Raw genomic sequence first — 15,633 nt, forward strand, 5'->3', positions numbered from 1 at the left:
CTCAATCCATTCAAGGCACTGTTTCCATGCACAAAAAGCCGCTCGCCGTCTTACTATCCATGCCCCTCATCATCACGTCATCTTTTGCATTTGCCGATGATACGCAGCTTTTGTTTAATTCATCGCGCAACCAGCTCGGTCTGATCAAATATTGCGTCGCGGAAGGTCACATCTCAGATAACGTTGTTTCGGCTTATGAGAAGATTATCACGATGCTCCCTGCACCTGCAGATGCTTCCCAGGGCGATCAATACGAAAGCGCGGGTGAACAAGGCTACAGCTTCGACGGCGAGAACCGCACTTCAATGCAGGACATAGCCAATGGTACCGGAACCTCGATTGCGGATCATTGCGCTCAGTTCGCGGCGCTGACAAATCAATGAACTGAACTAAACGCATCCCACAACCCATCTTCAAGAAAGCTACGGATGACCTTAACAGAAATACTGTTTGTTGTAGCTCCGATCATTGCCGCAATGATCATTGCCTTATTAGTGACCTTTCGAATGCTAAGACGGGAGTATTATTGGGCAGTCATCCCATTTGCCTTGATTGCGATCGTGGCTTTGTTGGTCACATCCTGACGACACCCGGCTTCAATAGGTTGATCGCGAAACTCGTGGATTAAATTCAACGCTGGGATACCCACCTTAAGCCTGAAAACCGCCCTAGTCACAGGGGCGGGACAGATCGGGACCGCGCCGGTTTGCAGACCTGCTGAAGATCGTGGAAGGCTGGGACGCGACCGCTTGCCTCTGAGGGGAGGCACTTCCCCGTCTTGTACACATAGCTTCAATCCGACCAAACTCTGATTGTTCGCCTAGGCTTTTGGGTGACTCTCCGCAAGGTGGCGAAATAAACAAGTGACTGACACCGCGTAGATGCTTAGCCCACCTGCTATCCGGTGACGTCCCGGGATCGCAAAAATCATAGCTTCCATCGAGCCACATTCAAGCTCTGCCACCCATTGATCCTCTCTGTAAGGATGGTCGAAATTCATCAATCATAGGCTTGTCGTCCCCCTGACATATCGTGTTAAAACCGAAGCGAGGGTTCCATACGATAACAATGGCATGTTTCTAATCATTCGAAGCCTATAAGTTGCAGCCGATATCAGCAGCCCCGAGTTGGAGATCGCAATATGAGGATTGCCAGGAAAATTTTAGTCGCCGGCATGGCAATATGGCCAATCTCTGGTGCCTTGGCTGCGAGCCCTATATATCTTTCTTGCGAGTTCAAACAACCCTCTGGAAAACCTCAGGTTTTCAATTTCGTGCTGGATGAATCTGCTGGCACGGTTGGGGTCTATGTGCCCAGCAGCGGAAGTCAAAGAACATCGCAGAGCGTATTCACGGCAAACAAAGTGAGCTTGAATGAGGGTTCGGTGGCTTGGGAGATTGATTTGTCCAATCGGACTATCGTCCGCGACATGAGGATGGTTGGAGTGAAGGACAGCGGTAAATGCAAGGAAGTATCAGCAGAACAGAGCGGTTTTGAACAATAGAAGCCTACATTAGTCCAGCGTGGCCCGACAGCGCGCTAACGATCAGGTATCGTTCGGTGAGATAACTGCGACCGTCGAAGGCCGGTCGGGCAAGGCCATGGAGCAAGGAGGGCCAAGCCTGATTGTTGTCGCGCAATCCTAAGTTTCACCATCGTGCTCAGCAACCCAAGACCTTCCCCAACATTTCCTCGGCAGCTAGCCGGCCGAGTTGAGGGGCGAGGATGACGCCTGGATGGGCAACGATGGCATAAAGGCCTTCGACGTCAGTGAGAAATCGACGCAACGGCACTCCGTCCTCTGTCATGGGTCGGTACGCGGCATTCACCGACAAAAGAGTTGGTCTCTCAGAGAGAGCGAACATCCGAGCGATCGTAGACGACGTCCTGTCGGCAAGCGCCGGAAGGCCTGCTTTTCCATCAAAAGGGTAATCTTCCGCCGAAACAAAATCGCCGGCAAGACCTGGACGAAGCTCCACTCCTACGCCACAAATGAGATGACGCAGAACGCCGCGCCCGCCCGCAAAACGCATTAATACAGCTGGCTCCTCACGCAGAGGCAGTGCAATTCCGAAAGGTTCGGTCAAGAATGCGGCCGCCCTGGCGTTCGCCAACACCACGATATCGGCGGCAACGACACCTTTCGTCGTCCTTACACCGGCAACACGGCCTCCCCGGGTCTCGACGCTTTCTACACTGGTCCCGCAAATGATTTCGCTACCCGCTTCGCGTGCGGCATCCAGCAGTTGGTGGGTGAATTCGCGTGGCTCAACGGCGAAATCGTCTGGGGCCCAGGCGGCAAGAGCCGGCAATGTGGCAAGCCGTGGCTCCATTGCTGCTGCGCCAGCACGATCTAGTGCTGCAATACGGACACCAAAAGCTTGTTGCTCGGCAATATGGGCGGCGGTCTCCTCATCTGAGTCCAACCAGACGAGCGAGCCGCGAGCTGCGATCGGTAAAGGCCCAAGCCCGCGCTCAAGGCGATTGAACTCCATAGCCGCTTGAGCTTTGGACGCAAAATTTGACGGATCGTCCGAGGGTAAGCTGCTGTTTGTGCCGACCCAACCGTAGGACCAACGTGTGACGCCGCTGGCGGGAGAAGCATCCTTCTCGAGAACCGTCACGCGCGCGCCATTGCGCGCGAGATGCCAAGCGGCTGACGCTCCCATGACACCAGCCCCAACCACCACGACCCGAAGTGCAGCTTGTTTCAAAAATCCGTCCTCCTCAGAATGCGGGCTTATTTACAGATTTTTTATCCACTGTCGCGCAAGAATATCGTTGCGGGTTGAACGCGACCATCAATTGCGTCTTTTAATCGAGTTGGCTTCAACGAATTTTTTAAAAAAACTGGGGTGTCCAGAAATGTGGCGCAAAAATTAGTCTAAACGCGCCATTTAGATGCCGTCGTCCAGCAGCCCGAGGATTGAACAGTCCGTCTGAACTTTAATCTTGAGTGTCGACCTTGCCTGTGGGGAACAAACATGAAGTGGCCAAGATGCTGCTTAGTTTGGTGCCATCTGACTCAGTCTTGCTGGAAATGGACGGAACGTAAGCAAGATTAGGACGGCTACCAGTCCCATTCCCCATGAGCCGACATACATCAGGGCATAAGAGTTAAAGCGATCATAGACGAACCCGCCCAGAAGCGGGCCAGTTGACATCCCGAGGCTGCCAGCCATTGCCGTTCCCCCAATTATGGTGCCCATCATCTTCAAAGGAAAATTCTCCCGTATGATCACGGCATAAAGCGGCATAGTTCCTGCGTAGATAAAGCCAACAAGTGCAGCCACCGCATAAAAAAGGCCTAGCGTCGAGACGAACGAATATGCCAGCACTCCGAAAGCCTGTGCGAGAAGCCCAATCACAAGGACACGCTGAGCGCCGAAGCGGTCACCTGCAAGGCCGAATCCTATACGACCAAACATGCCCGCCAGTCCCTCCACACTGTAGATCGACACCGCAGCAATCATAGGGATACCGCATGTCACCGCGTAGCTTACTGTGTGGAAGATCGGCCCGGAATGTGTTGCACAGCAAAAGAAGTTAGCCAACATCAATGTGATGAATTGGGGAGATCTCAAAGCCTGTCGAACCGTCATATCCGATTGTGGTGCGATTGCAGCCATTTCTTGCGATTCAGTGTCGATTGAAGGCGGGCGGCGCACCAGAAGTGCTGCCGGGATCATCAATGCCGCCGAAAATCCCGCAATGATCAACATTGCGGTACGCCAATCGTGGATGCTCACAAGCCAGGCCGCAAACGGTGCCATGGTCATCGGAGCCATGCCCATACCCGCAGAAACCAACGAGACCGCCAAGCCACGCTGCGTGTCAAACCAGGCTGTGACGCTGGCCATCATCGGCGCGAAGACGGCCGCGGTCGCAGCACCCACGAGAACACCGAAAAGAAGTTGGAATTCAGTAAGTGACCCCGCCCGGCTGGCAAGAGCCAGGCTCAATGGCAAAACGAGCGAGCCTGTCAAAACCACTGGACGCGGCCCATACCGGTCGGACAGGCTACCCCATAGCAAACTCGCCGCTGCCATGGCTAGAAAGCCAACGGTCATTGCCGTGGAAATCCCTGTGACAGACCAGCCGGTGTCCTGCGCCATTGGCCGTAGGAAAACCGGCAGCGAAAACATGGCTCCCACGGCGACACACCCCAAAAGACCACCTGAAGCCACGATGACCCAGCGATAGGAAACGCTCATATTGCTCCCCAATAAGTCCATTCGCAACATGCAGAAGTTCGATCAGGACGCATGACAGACGTGCAATATCTGTGATCCGTGCTGCCAAGCCATCGACGGCGTCGCTGACCGGTGCTTCGGCCTCAGCCCTGCGACGGCTTCCAATCGGATGAAGGAATGGTGTTGATCATCCACGGAATTCCGAACCTGTCGACAAGGGAACCGAAACCAGGTGACCAGAAGGTCTCCCCGAAGGGCATGACGGCTTTGCCACCTTCAGCGAGCTGCTCGAACCAGCGCTGGGCCTCGCCTTTATCCTGGGTGTGCAAAGTCACATCAAAACCATTTTTTGGCTTGTCGATATTGCGCGACCATTCAACATCCATATCTGCACCCATCAAAGCCTGATCACCGACCTGAAGCCAACAGTGCATCAGCCAGTTTCTGTACTTCTCATCTGTGATGGGCATGTCTGGAGGCCCATCGCCGTAGGGCATTGCGGCGGTAATCTCTCCACCGAGGACCTTGGCATAGAATTGAAACGCTTCACGACACTGGCCCTGAAAGCTCAGGCTTGTCACAATCTTCATGATGGTCTCTCCCATTGAAATTCAATGCGTCAAGTAATGTGGCGACACCAATCCAGCTTGGCACACCCTCCTCCGATTTATCTTGCCGGGAACGGGGAGAGGACTGCGTTAATGCGGCGGTCGCATCCGTTTCTACACTGCCTAGACCGCACCCATTAAAGCGATCACCGTCCACGATACATTGATATCAAACTAATTATGCGCATATGTCAAGCGGTCGACCCGACGCCCCCGCCAATCTTAACCCCCGCGATCGGCGCGAGACCATGGTGAAGAACTGAGGAGCGGACATTACGTCTTTCAGAACGAACAGTTATAGGACTAACTTTTTTTTCAGTCACCAACGATCGATGGAGCAATTATCCGCTATCGAAAGCAAAACGGCTCCTCCATTGAGCCCAAAGTCATCACTGCTATGACAGCTGGATGCTTGATCAATCAAGCGTTCATGAAACAAATTGACTAAAACGTTTCAATGTTTCCCCACGTCCGTCCAATGCGAAGCGGGCTTCGAGAAACGCGCCATTTTGAACAAAACGATTGATACATCTAACGTATATCAGATGGAGACGCGGACAAGAATCTGGAAAGAAAAATATTAATTCGAATAAAATTTGAAAAGTCTGAATAAATAGGATAAATATCAGATATCGATATTTTGCTAAAGAGTTTTTGCTTACTGCACATTTAGCACCGTGCGCTGATCGAACCCCCTTTTAGAAAATCGTATCACTTTCGGCATGCCTCGGCATGCCGTTGACTATATTTCATTGAAAGGGTTCAGCATGACCACTGGAACAGTTAAATGGTTCAATACGACGAAGGGCTTTGGCTTTATCCAGCCCGATAATGGCAGCGCAGATGTCTTCGTTCACATCTCAGCGGTCGAGCGCTCTGCTATGTCTTCAATTAATGAGGGCCAGAAACTGACCTATGAGCTGGAAGAGGATCGCAGATCTGGAAAAATGTCGGCTTGTAACCTTCAGGCCGTTTAATGAAGTTATCTTCTAATCCTTGACCACGGATGTACTGGCAACGGACTAGAGGATTTCTTTTAAAGGGTCGAGTGCACGCTCGGCCCTTTTTATTAGTCTTTTGTGGGAAACAAACAGTTGCTGACGCGTTATCTTTGAACACTGCCACAGAAGAGCCGGTCAAAATTGACCCGACGCGCCATAATAAAGGCCTCTTATCTGATGTGCGGCCACCATTGAACCAAACCAATCTCCAAGGAAATAGTGATGCGAGAGGTAAAAATTTCAAATCATTTTTAACGGAGCGGGGGATTCTCGACAATCCGTGCAAAATTGTCTGCCAACCATTCCAAGCTATGGAGACCGAAGCGGTGACCACTAAAGATCCAAAAGACACGATTTTCAAGCCGATACTTTCTCGAATGGAAGCGCAAAAAGCTGCGACCGATAAGTCAGCGAAGGCAATTCTTAATCAGGAAAAAAGCGCAAAAGACGCAAAAACTCTGCGGCTGAGAGCCGCCAGGATTGCTCGAGATGAAAACCCATAACAATCAAAGGAGATATTTTGCAAGTTCTAGTCCGTGATAACAACATCGATCAGGCGCTCCGCGTCCTTAAAAAGAAATTGCAGCGTGAGGGCGTCTTTCGGGAAATGAAGGCTCGCCGCGCTTACGAAAAGCCATCTGAGAAGCGCAATCGGGAAAAAGAAGCGGCTATAAGTCGTGCGCGCAAAGAGGCAAAAAAGAAAGCTCAGCGCGAGGGGTTGCTTCCGAAGCCGAAGAAGAAGCCATTTTTGCGAAAGTCTCCTACACAGCAGCCGACAGAGCAGCAAAAAGAAGCTTAGTAATTCTGCAGGCGCGCGGCACTAGCCGCGCCGCCACATGGATATTACATTGACGATTTGCTGCTTCGAAGCCCTGTCAATTAATGTCGCTGGATGTCAGATTCGAGGATCGAGTATCCGTAGATCTAGAATAAGTTTTCATCAGGGAACAGACGATAATCCCCAATTCCGTCTCGTTGATTGACAGTTTCTGGTCAACCCATGCCACGCCAGCTCGAAGTGGCCTATGACTTGTGCATGGGCGGCTGCGCTTTCGCTACCGCCCTTTACGTCGCAATTTCCTCCCTCTTCGCAATTTCCCCCCTCTTCGCAATGCCGATGCGAATGAAACGGAGGGATCATTTATCCCTCCCCAACGATATCAACGTTCTTTTCCGGCCTGCAACTCCTCAAAGGCAATCTGCAATTTTGCACCTATCATGGCGAAAGGTTCGGGTGGTATCCAGCTCGGGCCATTCATACTCAGGCGGTCAGTCAGGAGTTGAGAACCCGCACCGGATGCCAAATCGGCAAGCAGAACGCCCTGGCTCGTTCCCCGAAGGACGCCCGCTCCCCCACAACCTACTGATACAAACATTCCTGGATAGGCCTCTCCAAAATAGAAGCCACCATTGTGTGTTACAGCTGTAAATCCGCCCCATACAAATTCAAATTCATGTGTTCGCATATGCGGGAACCGGTTTTTATACAAACTGGTGAGCATCGCTCTTGCTCGTTCGGGAGCAAGCTCGGTCTCGTATGAGTCACCGCTGCGGATTAACAGCCTTCTGCCTGTCTTTCTCATAGTTGTGCCCATGCGGTGGGCAGGTAGTATTCCCCATTTGGATGCCTCACCTAGATTTGCTAGTTCACCTTCGTCTAGTTCAGGTGTGAAGGCTCCATATGTCAGGATTCCAATCATTCTATTGCGAACAACGCCAAGCTCACGAGCATGAAGATTGTTAGTGATAAATACCCGATCAGCAATAAAATCACCTTGGTTCGTCTTAAGACAGAACGGCGAACTCTTTGAGACGGACTGAACGACAATGTTCTCAACTAAGTGCACAGACGAAGGGAGGTTGTCCGCCAGTCCTCTGTGCAAAGCTGCGGGTTGAATAAGAACCTTTGTTAACGACTCTAGACCGTAACGATAGTATTTGGTTCCAATGATTTGAGCCAATTCATTTGGAGAATACTCCCTAGGGTTTATGCCCCAGTTACGATAGGTAGCAACCGTCGCCCGAGCGCTTTTTTCTACACGCGGCGTGGCGGCGGCCGTAATTGCCAACGGGTTTTCATCCCAGTCGCAATCGATCGAGTAGCGATAAACCTGTTTCTTAAGCTCGTCCAGACCAGCCTGGACAATGTTCATCTGCTTTAAGGCCCAGTCAGCTGCAAAACCCTCTGCGTTGGCACTCGGTTCACCTGGATTGATCAGCAAATAACCCGAGTTTCGACCAGAGGCACCCTCCCCAATTGTCGAAGCTTCCAGAAGCAATATTGGTTCATCGGGATTTAGTTCCGCTAAACGCCGCGCGGTTGCAAGGCCAGTGTAGCCGGCCCCTACGACAATGTTTCGAAAGCGCCGGGTTTTTGGAAGAACCGTTTGGGCCACCCGAGGCGGCAGAAGCGCGTTCCAGCCAGACCCCGATTTATATTTAGGAGCCATCTGCATAGTTTTCTCCACGACTTATCGACACGCCTTAACCAGCCGTGCACGATCGTTACGCAAGCTCGTCGATTACGAGCCCCATGTGTTTGATTTGGTTAACAAATCATCCGACTATCTTACGGATGGTCTTCATGAAGATTCGAGCGCCTATACCAATTAGAGCATCTGGATAGTCGTAATCTGGATTGTGCAAACCTGGATGCCCTTCCCCTGCTCCGAGAAAAAACATTGCGGACGGGGCGACACTCCGAAATAGGCCGAAGTCTTCACCGGGCCTGATCGGGAGAATATCTCTGCTTTCACCATGCGCAATACCTAATTCATCCAGTGCATGACGGATGGCCGATACAGGTTCTGGTGAATTGAAACACTGTCGGAATATCTGATGGTATGACACAACAGCATTCAAACTAGCGGCTTGCGCTAGCTCATGCACCATTCCTTCAACCGTCGCCATCAGTTCCGCCATTTTTCCGTCGGTCATTGTGCGAAGCGTTACCCATATCTCGCCATGGCCAGGACTGATCCCGAAATTTTCATCTCCAATAAAAGCGTGTGTGACTGTGGCCTGCCTGAAATCGTCATTAACTACGGTTGCAGTGCCGACTGCTGTTAAAGTACTGAGCAGTCGCGCGATCGTTAATGTTGGCGCAACGCCTTCCTCCGGCGAGGCCGCGTGGGCAGTCTTACCAGCAAACGCAATCTTCATGCCCCTCGTCGCACAATTTACAGCCCCATCTTTGAGGGCAACAAATCCCAAAGGCAGCCCCGGGAAGTTGTGCTGCGACAGCACCATGTCAGGCTTGATCAATGCAAATTTCGGATCGGTAATCACGGCAGCCGCACCTGCTCCATTTTCCTCCGAAGGTTGGAACAGCAGAACGGCACGCCCGCGTTTTGGTCGGGATTCACCGAGCCCAACGCCGATTGCAAGAAGCGTTGCGCTGTGACCATCGTGACCGCAAAGATGGCCTTTTCCCGGAATTTCCGATCGGTAAGGTAGGCTAGATAATTCCTGAATTGGAAGCGCATCGAGTTCGGAGCGGAGCATCACTGTCGGGCCCTCTTCCAAACCGCGATAGATCGCAGCGACACCATTCCCCCCAAGTCCAGAGATGATCTCATCAGCGCCAGTTTTTTCCAGCGCCTCAATTACCTTACCGGCTGTCTCTGATTCCTCACCTGAAATCTCGGGCCGCCGGTGCAATGCATGGCGAAATGCAACAATATCGGACAATTGATCGTCATTTAAAAACATTGGATTCCCTGCTTCAAAGAAGCTGCACCCGCATGCCGGGTAGCGAAGCGATTTCGACTTTGAACTACTGCGACAAATGCTTGCGTAAGAATGATCTCGTTCGTTCCTCGGTGGGGTTTACAAAGACTTGAGCTGGATCACCCTGCTCGACGACGACACCACCATCCATAAACATCACGTGATCAGACACCTCAGATGCGAAGCGCATCTCATGGGTCACGATGAGCATAGTCATGTGCTCAGCTGCAAGCTGCTTCATGACCAAGTTAACCTCCTCGACAAGCTCCGGGTCGAGCGCTGATGTTGCTTCATCAAACAGCATGACTTTGGGCTGCATCGCCAGAGCGCGCGCAATCGCAACCCGCTGCTTTTGACCGCCTGATAACCGCGCCGGATATGCTTTGCCCTTATCCGCCAAACCAACTTTTTCAAGCATTCCATTAGCGAGGTTTAGTGCTTCAACCTTATTCAATCCCTTAAGCCGCATGGGAGCTATCATAATATTGTGGAGGACATCGAGATGAGGAAACAGGTTAAATTGTTGAAAGACCATTCCCATTTCCTGGCGTATGCGATTGATGTGTCTTTCAAAAGCTCGCCCCTTCAAAGGTCGATTAACCTGGTTTCCATCAAGCCATATCTCACCGCCCGAGATCTCTTCAAGCATATTGATCGATCGCAGCAGTGTACTCTTGCCGGACCCGCTCGGTCCGATAATCGATACAATCTTCCCACGGGCGACACTTAAATCTATGCCCTTTAAGACTTCATGTTGTCCGTAAGACTTGCGGATATGCCGCAGCTCAATCATGGGTTCTTGATGCTTCATCGGATAGCTTCCGCTTTCTTGGCGGCCTTGCTCAGGACGAATTCCATCGCGAGATTCACGATGTAATAGAGAACAGCGGCGGCAAAGTAGAATTCGAATGGGCGATATGTCTCGCTAATACCTCGCTGTGCAGCGAGGACTAGCTCCGTGATTCCAAGCACTGAAAGGACAGCGGTGTCCTTTAGAAGGATAATACTGTTGTTCCCAACTTGCGGCAAGGCTGTAAGAATTGCTTGGGGAACAATGAAGTGGCGCAAAGTAGCAATCCTACCAAAACCAAGCGTTCGTGCTGCTTCCGTCTGACCATGATCGATAGCTTTCAAGGATGCACGGAAAATATCAGCGTTGTACGCGGCATAATGGAAACCCAGGCCAATCACACCAGTCCAAAATGCGGGAAGCATGACACCGATCTGTGAAAGACCATAGTAAAGCATATAAAGTTGGAGAAGAAGGGGAGTTCCCATGAAGAGAAACATCACTGCGCGAATTGGCAAGCTTGCAAACTTCGGCGCATATAATGTCGTTACAGCGATGACCATTCCCAAGACAACACTCACTGTACCAGCAAGCAGCGTAATAAGGACAGTCCATGTCAGTCCAGTGAGCAATAGACCCCAATAGGAAGGAACCACGCTAAAGTCGAGGCTCATGCGTTCGCTCCCTGCTCTGCAACGAATCGGCCTTCTAGAAAGCGGATGACGATTGAGATGGCTGCAATTATAAGGAGGTAGGCAGCGCCTGCGAGAGCAAAGACTTCGAAAGGCTTATAGGTAGAGGTGACAAATCGCTGTGCACTGTAGGTAAGTTCTACGACGCCAATCGTCGAGACCAATGCTGTACCCTTCGATAGGATGATAGTGTTGACCCCTAATGAACGGACCATCAGCGGTGCTGCCTGAGGCAAGACAAACAATTTCATTGTGTCGAACCGACTGAAGCCTAACGATCGGGCTGCCTCACTTTGCCCTTTGTCAACCGAGAGGATTGCGCCTTTCATCCCTTCGGACATGTATGCGCCGATATTAAAACCCATAGTTAGCACCGCCGCTACAAAGGGCGTCATTTCTAGACCAAACTGGGGCCCTCCGAAATATACCAGAAACAGCTGCACGAGCAGGGGGGTTCCCCGCACCACGCTTACATAAGCTGCCGCTAGCCAACGAAGCACTGCAATCGGCGAGAATCGACACCATGTTAGAAAGACAGCTACCAAAAGCCCTATGACCAGCGAAACGATCGTCAAAGCAATCGTCATGAGAGCGGCATCAGCTATGAACGGTAGGATCCGTACGACCAGCCCAATATCCATGTGCAGACTTTCCTGAGACCAAACGCCGACAGCGTTTGGATTGGCGGGCTATGAAGCCCACCAATTCCTAAAGAACGGTTTGGGGCGCCTCCGCGCGGCGACCCTTGGGCCCAAACTATCTAATGTCTCTGCCGACCCATTTTTTAGCGATAGCATCATAAGTTCCATCCGCCATGATCTCGTCAAGAGCTGCCTTTAGAGCAGCAGCAAGCTCGGGATTATTCTTTCGAATAGCGAACCCCACATCGAAGCGCGGCATCTGCTCTTCCATGAGCTGCTCAATGGGAGCATTGCTTTTGGCGATCGCCACATAAACAGGTATGTCATCGGCGACAATTGCATCAACTCGACCCGCATTTAGGTCAAGGAGCAACTCCGGGAGACCTTTGTAGGTACGGACGACAAATTTGTTCTCGTCACGAACCCATTTTTCAGCAGCCTCACCAAGCGTCACGCCAACCGTCTTGCCCTCAAGTTCCGCAGCACTTCGGGCCGATGAACCTTTACGAACGAATATTCCCAATCCTGTGCGATAATAGGGACCAACGAAGTCAACTGCCTTCTTGCGCTCTTCTGTGATACCCATAGATCCGATGATGGTATCATACCGCCCTGTGACCAAACCGGCAATAATTCCGTCCCACGATGTCGTGATTGTATTGGGTTCAACCTTTAATCGACGGGCGATTTCCGCAGCGATGTCGACGTCGAATCCAACCAATGTATTCGTTTCATCGACAAAACTGAAAGGTGGGAATACTCCAGACACTGCATTCGATAATTTGCCCGCAGATTGGATTTTCTCAAGATCGTCAGCTTTTGATGCCATGCCAGATAACGCTAAACCCAACGCGACCAGTGAGAGCGATACTATTCTAGATATTCCCATTTAAGATTCCCCTTGTTAGAGATCCTGAAAATCTCTGCTTGTTGTGTTGTTTATTATGCTTTCTTCCAGTGCTACACGCACGTGCGAAAACTTCGGGCAGTTTCGTATGCCATCGTCGCTGCTGCGAGGTCTGCTAAAGCCGTCCCAACCGCCTTAAAGGTTGTTATTTGCTCCGGCGCACTTCGCCCGCAAACTCCCTCAGTGCAAAGTTCCCTTAGCGAACCTGCGAGCGTGGATGCAACGAACGCTCCGCTCTCTATAGCCTGAGTAAAGTCTCCCGCCTCATGAAGAGCGGCCTCAGTGTCGACATAGACACTTGAGCGTTCGAGGGTTTCATCATCCGCTTCGCGCATTGTCGGAGTGAATCCACCTATCAAGTCCACATGGGCACCTTGCTTTAGCCACTCTCCCTTGATAATCGGTGTCGTAGCCAATGTAGCGGACGTAACAATATCGGCGTCGCGCACGCTGTGCTCCAATTTTGAAGCAACATACGCATCAAAGCCAACCGCTTGCAGGCGCTTTGCCATGACATCCGCACTTTCCAAGTTTATATCCCAAATACCCACGCGCCGTATTTTTCTGACTGCTGAATAGGCTTCGGGTAAGAGACTTGCTACCCGACCAGAACCCAAAACAAGCAAGTTTTCTGCATCCTTTCGCGCGAGAAAGGATGCTGCCAACGCTGACACCGCAACGGTACGCCGGGTGGTTATGGCATTACCGTCGATTGTGGCGAGTTGAACTCCAGTGCCACCGTCAAAAAGCAGATAGCTGGACGTGAGACCAGGAATCCCTCGACTTGTATTGCCCGGAAAGACAGTAACGACCTTGACACCAAGATAACCGCCATCTGCTGCGTTTGTCTGCCAGGACGGCATCAACAGCAACGTAGCATCCGGTTGATCTTGAACCGAAATTTTATGGTGGTGGCGCTGAGGTGCTACGCACCCCGCGATAAACGCTTTTCGCAATTGCTCAATCAGCTGAGGCAATGGCAGGAGGGACGATGCATCCTCAAAGGAAATGTTCATAGTGGACGCGCTGACCATTGTGATGAAGACTTTCATGGAGTGGATTGCAAATTATTGTTGCGTGCGGCTGTACTGTTCCTGCCGAAATTCCATTTAAAGTGAAACTGCTGGTGATTGACCTAGAGCTTGCTGATCTCGAAGATGTCTCGTTTCACTTCAAAACAGTCGCTTTCGAGCTTTTATGATCCTCCAATTCAGGCCTCCTGCAAGCAGGTTTTTGAGCCGGTAATAGGCCTAATAGCGCTTATTGAAAACTTTTTCAATAAGAAAATATGCCTTGCACTTATATGGCCAAATCGGCCAGAACGCGGAAGAAGCTTGTGTTAAGAAATAGACCGATATTACAGAGGGATGACGCGCTTTTTGCCATCCGTTAGCGCGGCTTCGTTTGAATAGTCGCCCCAACGCCACGCCAGCTTTTTATGTGCGGCGCGCTTTTTTTGAGCCATAATCAGTACAATTGGCACCAGTTTGCCCGTGGGTGAGCTCCTGATATATTTGCTGATATAGAAAGGCTGACGACCGGGGCATCACCCGTAGGGCACTTCGCAAGGATGGCAAACCCATCGCGACCTCGGACCGCTCGATCACATTCCTGAAAGGACAACGCCTACGTGATGATCACTTCCGCCTGAGCCGGGTCGCAACGAGACTTTTGCAAGTGCTCGAGTAACCGAAAAAAGAAAATGCGTCCGCAAAATGGGGAAGTTTGAAGGGTTTACTATCGGAGGTTAAGGCGTAGTGGTGCTGTTGAGCTGGACTTCAAAGCATACGTCACAGCGACGAGCCATTATCGACACGTCAGTTGCCCTCTCACCAATCAGCGACTGACCAAATGAGATAGATTGTTGGCGCGTCTGATAAAAATGAACAGTTCATTTAATCTCAGGATTAGGATCAGCTACCTGCTGCAGTGCCGGTATGGGGCGGACTAACGGTCCGAGTTGCGCTTCCAGAAGAGAATAGCACCCCTCAACCGCGTCTTCCCGAGAGACCGCTGTGGGGTCAAGGCACCATTCGAGCCACAAACCGTCAAAAAGGGCAATGAAATTTATTGCAAGCTGTCCTGATTTAACAATGAGGCCACGTTCAATTGCGAGCGCTGTTATATCCAACTCAAGCGCCTCTCGATAAGAGCGCCAAAGCTGCCTATGCTGGGTCCTTAATGTCTCATTTTTATCGATCTCGCCCCAAAGCGACAGCCAAATATGAAGGTTATCCTTACTAAAATGCTTCTCGGAGAATTGGGCTTGAATGAGATCACATAGCCGCTGTTCCGGGTTGTTCGAAGCATTGGCACGGCTCTTGGCTGCTTCTAGAATCTGACGATGAACATCATCATAAAGAGAAACCTGGTATACCTCGGAAAGGATTTCATCCTTACCTGAGAAATGATGCGCAACAAGGCCAATGGAGACTTTCGCCTCCTTCCGAATATTATCTGTCGTCAGTGCCGTAATTCCGCCCCGGGAAAGGCAACGAGTCGCAGCTTCGACCAGCATGCGTCGACGTACAGCTGGTAATTCACGGCTGAATCTCGGCCCTCGTCGTTTGCTCTCCGTCATTCCCGCGCCTCTGATTTCACATAACATTTTGCCGCCGACACTGTCCGCAGATAACAATTAAGCCACCTTATGGCAGATCGCTACGCGCTAGTCAGCCCCCTTCCTGAACGCAGTAAATCCAATACCGCGACCTGCGGTTGTTCTTCTTAGGCGTGTTTCTCACCAGGCCAAAACGCTTTGGGTGGGATCGATGTTTTTCATCTATGACATTTGACTGCAGAAAAAGCCGCAAGCGCATCCGTCCGTGTTTGTGAGAGAGGTTTTCAGAAGCAGAAATTTTCTCTTTATGTTTTTCAAAAATGAAGAGAAATGGCACCTGCGTCAAAGCAATCACTCAGGTTTATGACGAAGGGGGCGGCGCCGGCGCACCGGGGTTGGCAATTTTTGCTCTGTTTTATATCCGGCGCGATCGAGATCACTCGGAATAACCCAAGTCCATCAAGTGAAGGCGAAATTCTTTCGACGGTAACTTGGCTCTCTCAAGGGTCGAT

16 protein-coding genes are annotated in these 15,633 nt (G+C 51.1%); 5 read left to right on the forward strand and 11 right to left on the reverse strand.

Annotated elements, in window-relative coordinates:
- Positions 1-26: 26 nt before the first annotated feature.
- The gene (locus KMS41_22085) at positions 27-383 is read left to right on the forward strand and encodes a hypothetical protein (protein QWK80439.1); all 357 of its coding nucleotides are present in this window, start codon (positions 27-29) and stop codon (positions 381-383) included.
- A 926-nt stretch (positions 384-1,309) separates the two neighbouring features.
- Entirely contained in the window at positions 1,310-1,504 is a 195-nt protein-coding gene (locus KMS41_22090) for a hypothetical protein (GenBank protein ID QWK81170.1), read from the forward strand.
- Between the two features lie 157 nt (positions 1,505-1,661).
- Here the strand turns inward: KMS41_22090 and KMS41_22095 are convergent, their stop codons facing one another.
- The 3 genes from KMS41_22095 to KMS41_22105 form a co-directional block, all read right to left on the reverse strand.
- On the reverse strand, positions 1,662-2,714 hold the full coding sequence (locus KMS41_22095; protein ID QWK80440.1) for an FAD-binding oxidoreductase: 1,053 nt from the start codon (positions 2,712-2,714) through the stop codon (positions 1,662-1,664).
- Between the two features lie 291 nt (positions 2,715-3,005).
- Positions 3,006-4,214, reverse strand: coding sequence for an MFS transporter (locus KMS41_22100; protein QWK80441.1), 1,209 nt, complete (start codon positions 4,212-4,214; stop codon positions 3,006-3,008).
- A 122-nt stretch (positions 4,215-4,336) separates the two neighbouring features.
- Positions 4,337-4,783: a VOC family protein gene (locus tag KMS41_22105; GenBank protein ID QWK80442.1), complete on the reverse strand. Its 447-nt coding sequence runs from the start codon at positions 4,781-4,783 to the stop codon at positions 4,337-4,339.
- A gap of 785 nt (positions 4,784-5,568) precedes the next feature.
- On the opposite strand from KMS41_22105, the gene KMS41_22110 reads away from it, so the two are divergent.
- The 3 genes from KMS41_22110 to rpsU all read left to right on the forward strand — a co-directional run bounded on the left by KMS41_22110 (position 5,569) and on the right by rpsU (position 6,601).
- A complete protein-coding gene (locus KMS41_22110; GenBank protein ID QWK80443.1) occupies positions 5,569-5,778 on the forward strand; it encodes a cold-shock protein in 210 nt (69 codons plus the stop codon).
- A 335-nt stretch (positions 5,779-6,113) separates the two neighbouring features.
- Complete coding sequence (locus tag KMS41_22115; GenBank protein ID QWK81171.1) at positions 6,114-6,305, forward strand: hypothetical protein; 192 nt, start codon at positions 6,114-6,116, stop codon at positions 6,303-6,305.
- Between the two features lie 17 nt (positions 6,306-6,322).
- A complete protein-coding gene (gene rpsU / locus KMS41_22120; GenBank protein QWK80444.1) occupies positions 6,323-6,601 on the forward strand; it encodes a 30S ribosomal protein S21 in 279 nt (92 codons plus the stop codon).
- A gap of 361 nt (positions 6,602-6,962) precedes the next feature.
- On the opposite strand, the gene KMS41_22125 is transcribed toward rpsU, so the two are convergent.
- From KMS41_22125 to KMS41_22160, 8 genes are all read right to left on the reverse strand, one after another.
- Positions 6,963-8,258, reverse strand: a complete 1,296-nt coding sequence (locus tag KMS41_22125; GenBank protein QWK80445.1) for an FAD-binding oxidoreductase — start codon at positions 8,256-8,258, stop codon at positions 6,963-6,965.
- Between the two features lie 100 nt (positions 8,259-8,358).
- A complete protein-coding gene (locus tag KMS41_22130; GenBank protein QWK80446.1) occupies positions 8,359-9,513 on the reverse strand; it encodes an amidohydrolase in 1,155 nt (384 codons plus the stop codon).
- Between the two features lie 64 nt (positions 9,514-9,577).
- Positions 9,578-10,324 (reverse strand): amino acid ABC transporter ATP-binding protein, encoded by a 747-nt coding sequence (locus KMS41_22135; GenBank protein QWK81172.1) that lies wholly within the window; start codon positions 10,322-10,324, stop codon positions 9,578-9,580.
- A gap of 14 nt (positions 10,325-10,338) precedes the next feature.
- The gene (locus tag KMS41_22140) at positions 10,339-10,995 is read right to left on the reverse strand and encodes an amino acid ABC transporter permease (protein QWK80447.1); all 657 of its coding nucleotides are present in this window, start codon (positions 10,993-10,995) and stop codon (positions 10,339-10,341) included.
- Positions 10,992-11,654, reverse strand: coding sequence for an amino acid ABC transporter permease (locus KMS41_22145; protein ID QWK80448.1), 663 nt, complete (start codon positions 11,652-11,654; stop codon positions 10,992-10,994). Before KMS41_22145 ends, KMS41_22140 begins: the two co-directional genes overlap by 4 nt.
- A gap of 115 nt (positions 11,655-11,769) precedes the next feature.
- Complete coding sequence (locus KMS41_22150; protein QWK80449.1) at positions 11,770-12,543, reverse strand: transporter substrate-binding domain-containing protein; 774 nt, start codon at positions 12,541-12,543, stop codon at positions 11,770-11,772.
- Positions 12,544-12,614: 71 nt separating this feature from the next.
- Positions 12,615-13,595 carry an ornithine cyclodeaminase family protein gene (locus KMS41_22155; protein ID QWK81173.1) on the reverse strand — a complete coding sequence of 327 codons (981 nt, stop codon included), beginning with the start codon at positions 13,593-13,595 and terminating at the stop codon, positions 12,615-12,617.
- 857 nt (positions 13,596-14,452) lie between these two features.
- Positions 14,453-15,142, reverse strand: coding sequence for a TetR family transcriptional regulator C-terminal domain-containing protein (locus tag KMS41_22160; protein QWK80450.1), 690 nt, complete (start codon positions 15,140-15,142; stop codon positions 14,453-14,455).
- Positions 15,143-15,633 lie beyond the last annotated feature (491 nt).

Origin of the sequence: Ochrobactrum sp. BTU1 (genome assembly GCA_018798825.1) — a bacterium.
GTDB lineage: Bacteria > Pseudomonadota > Alphaproteobacteria > Rhizobiales > Rhizobiaceae > Brucella.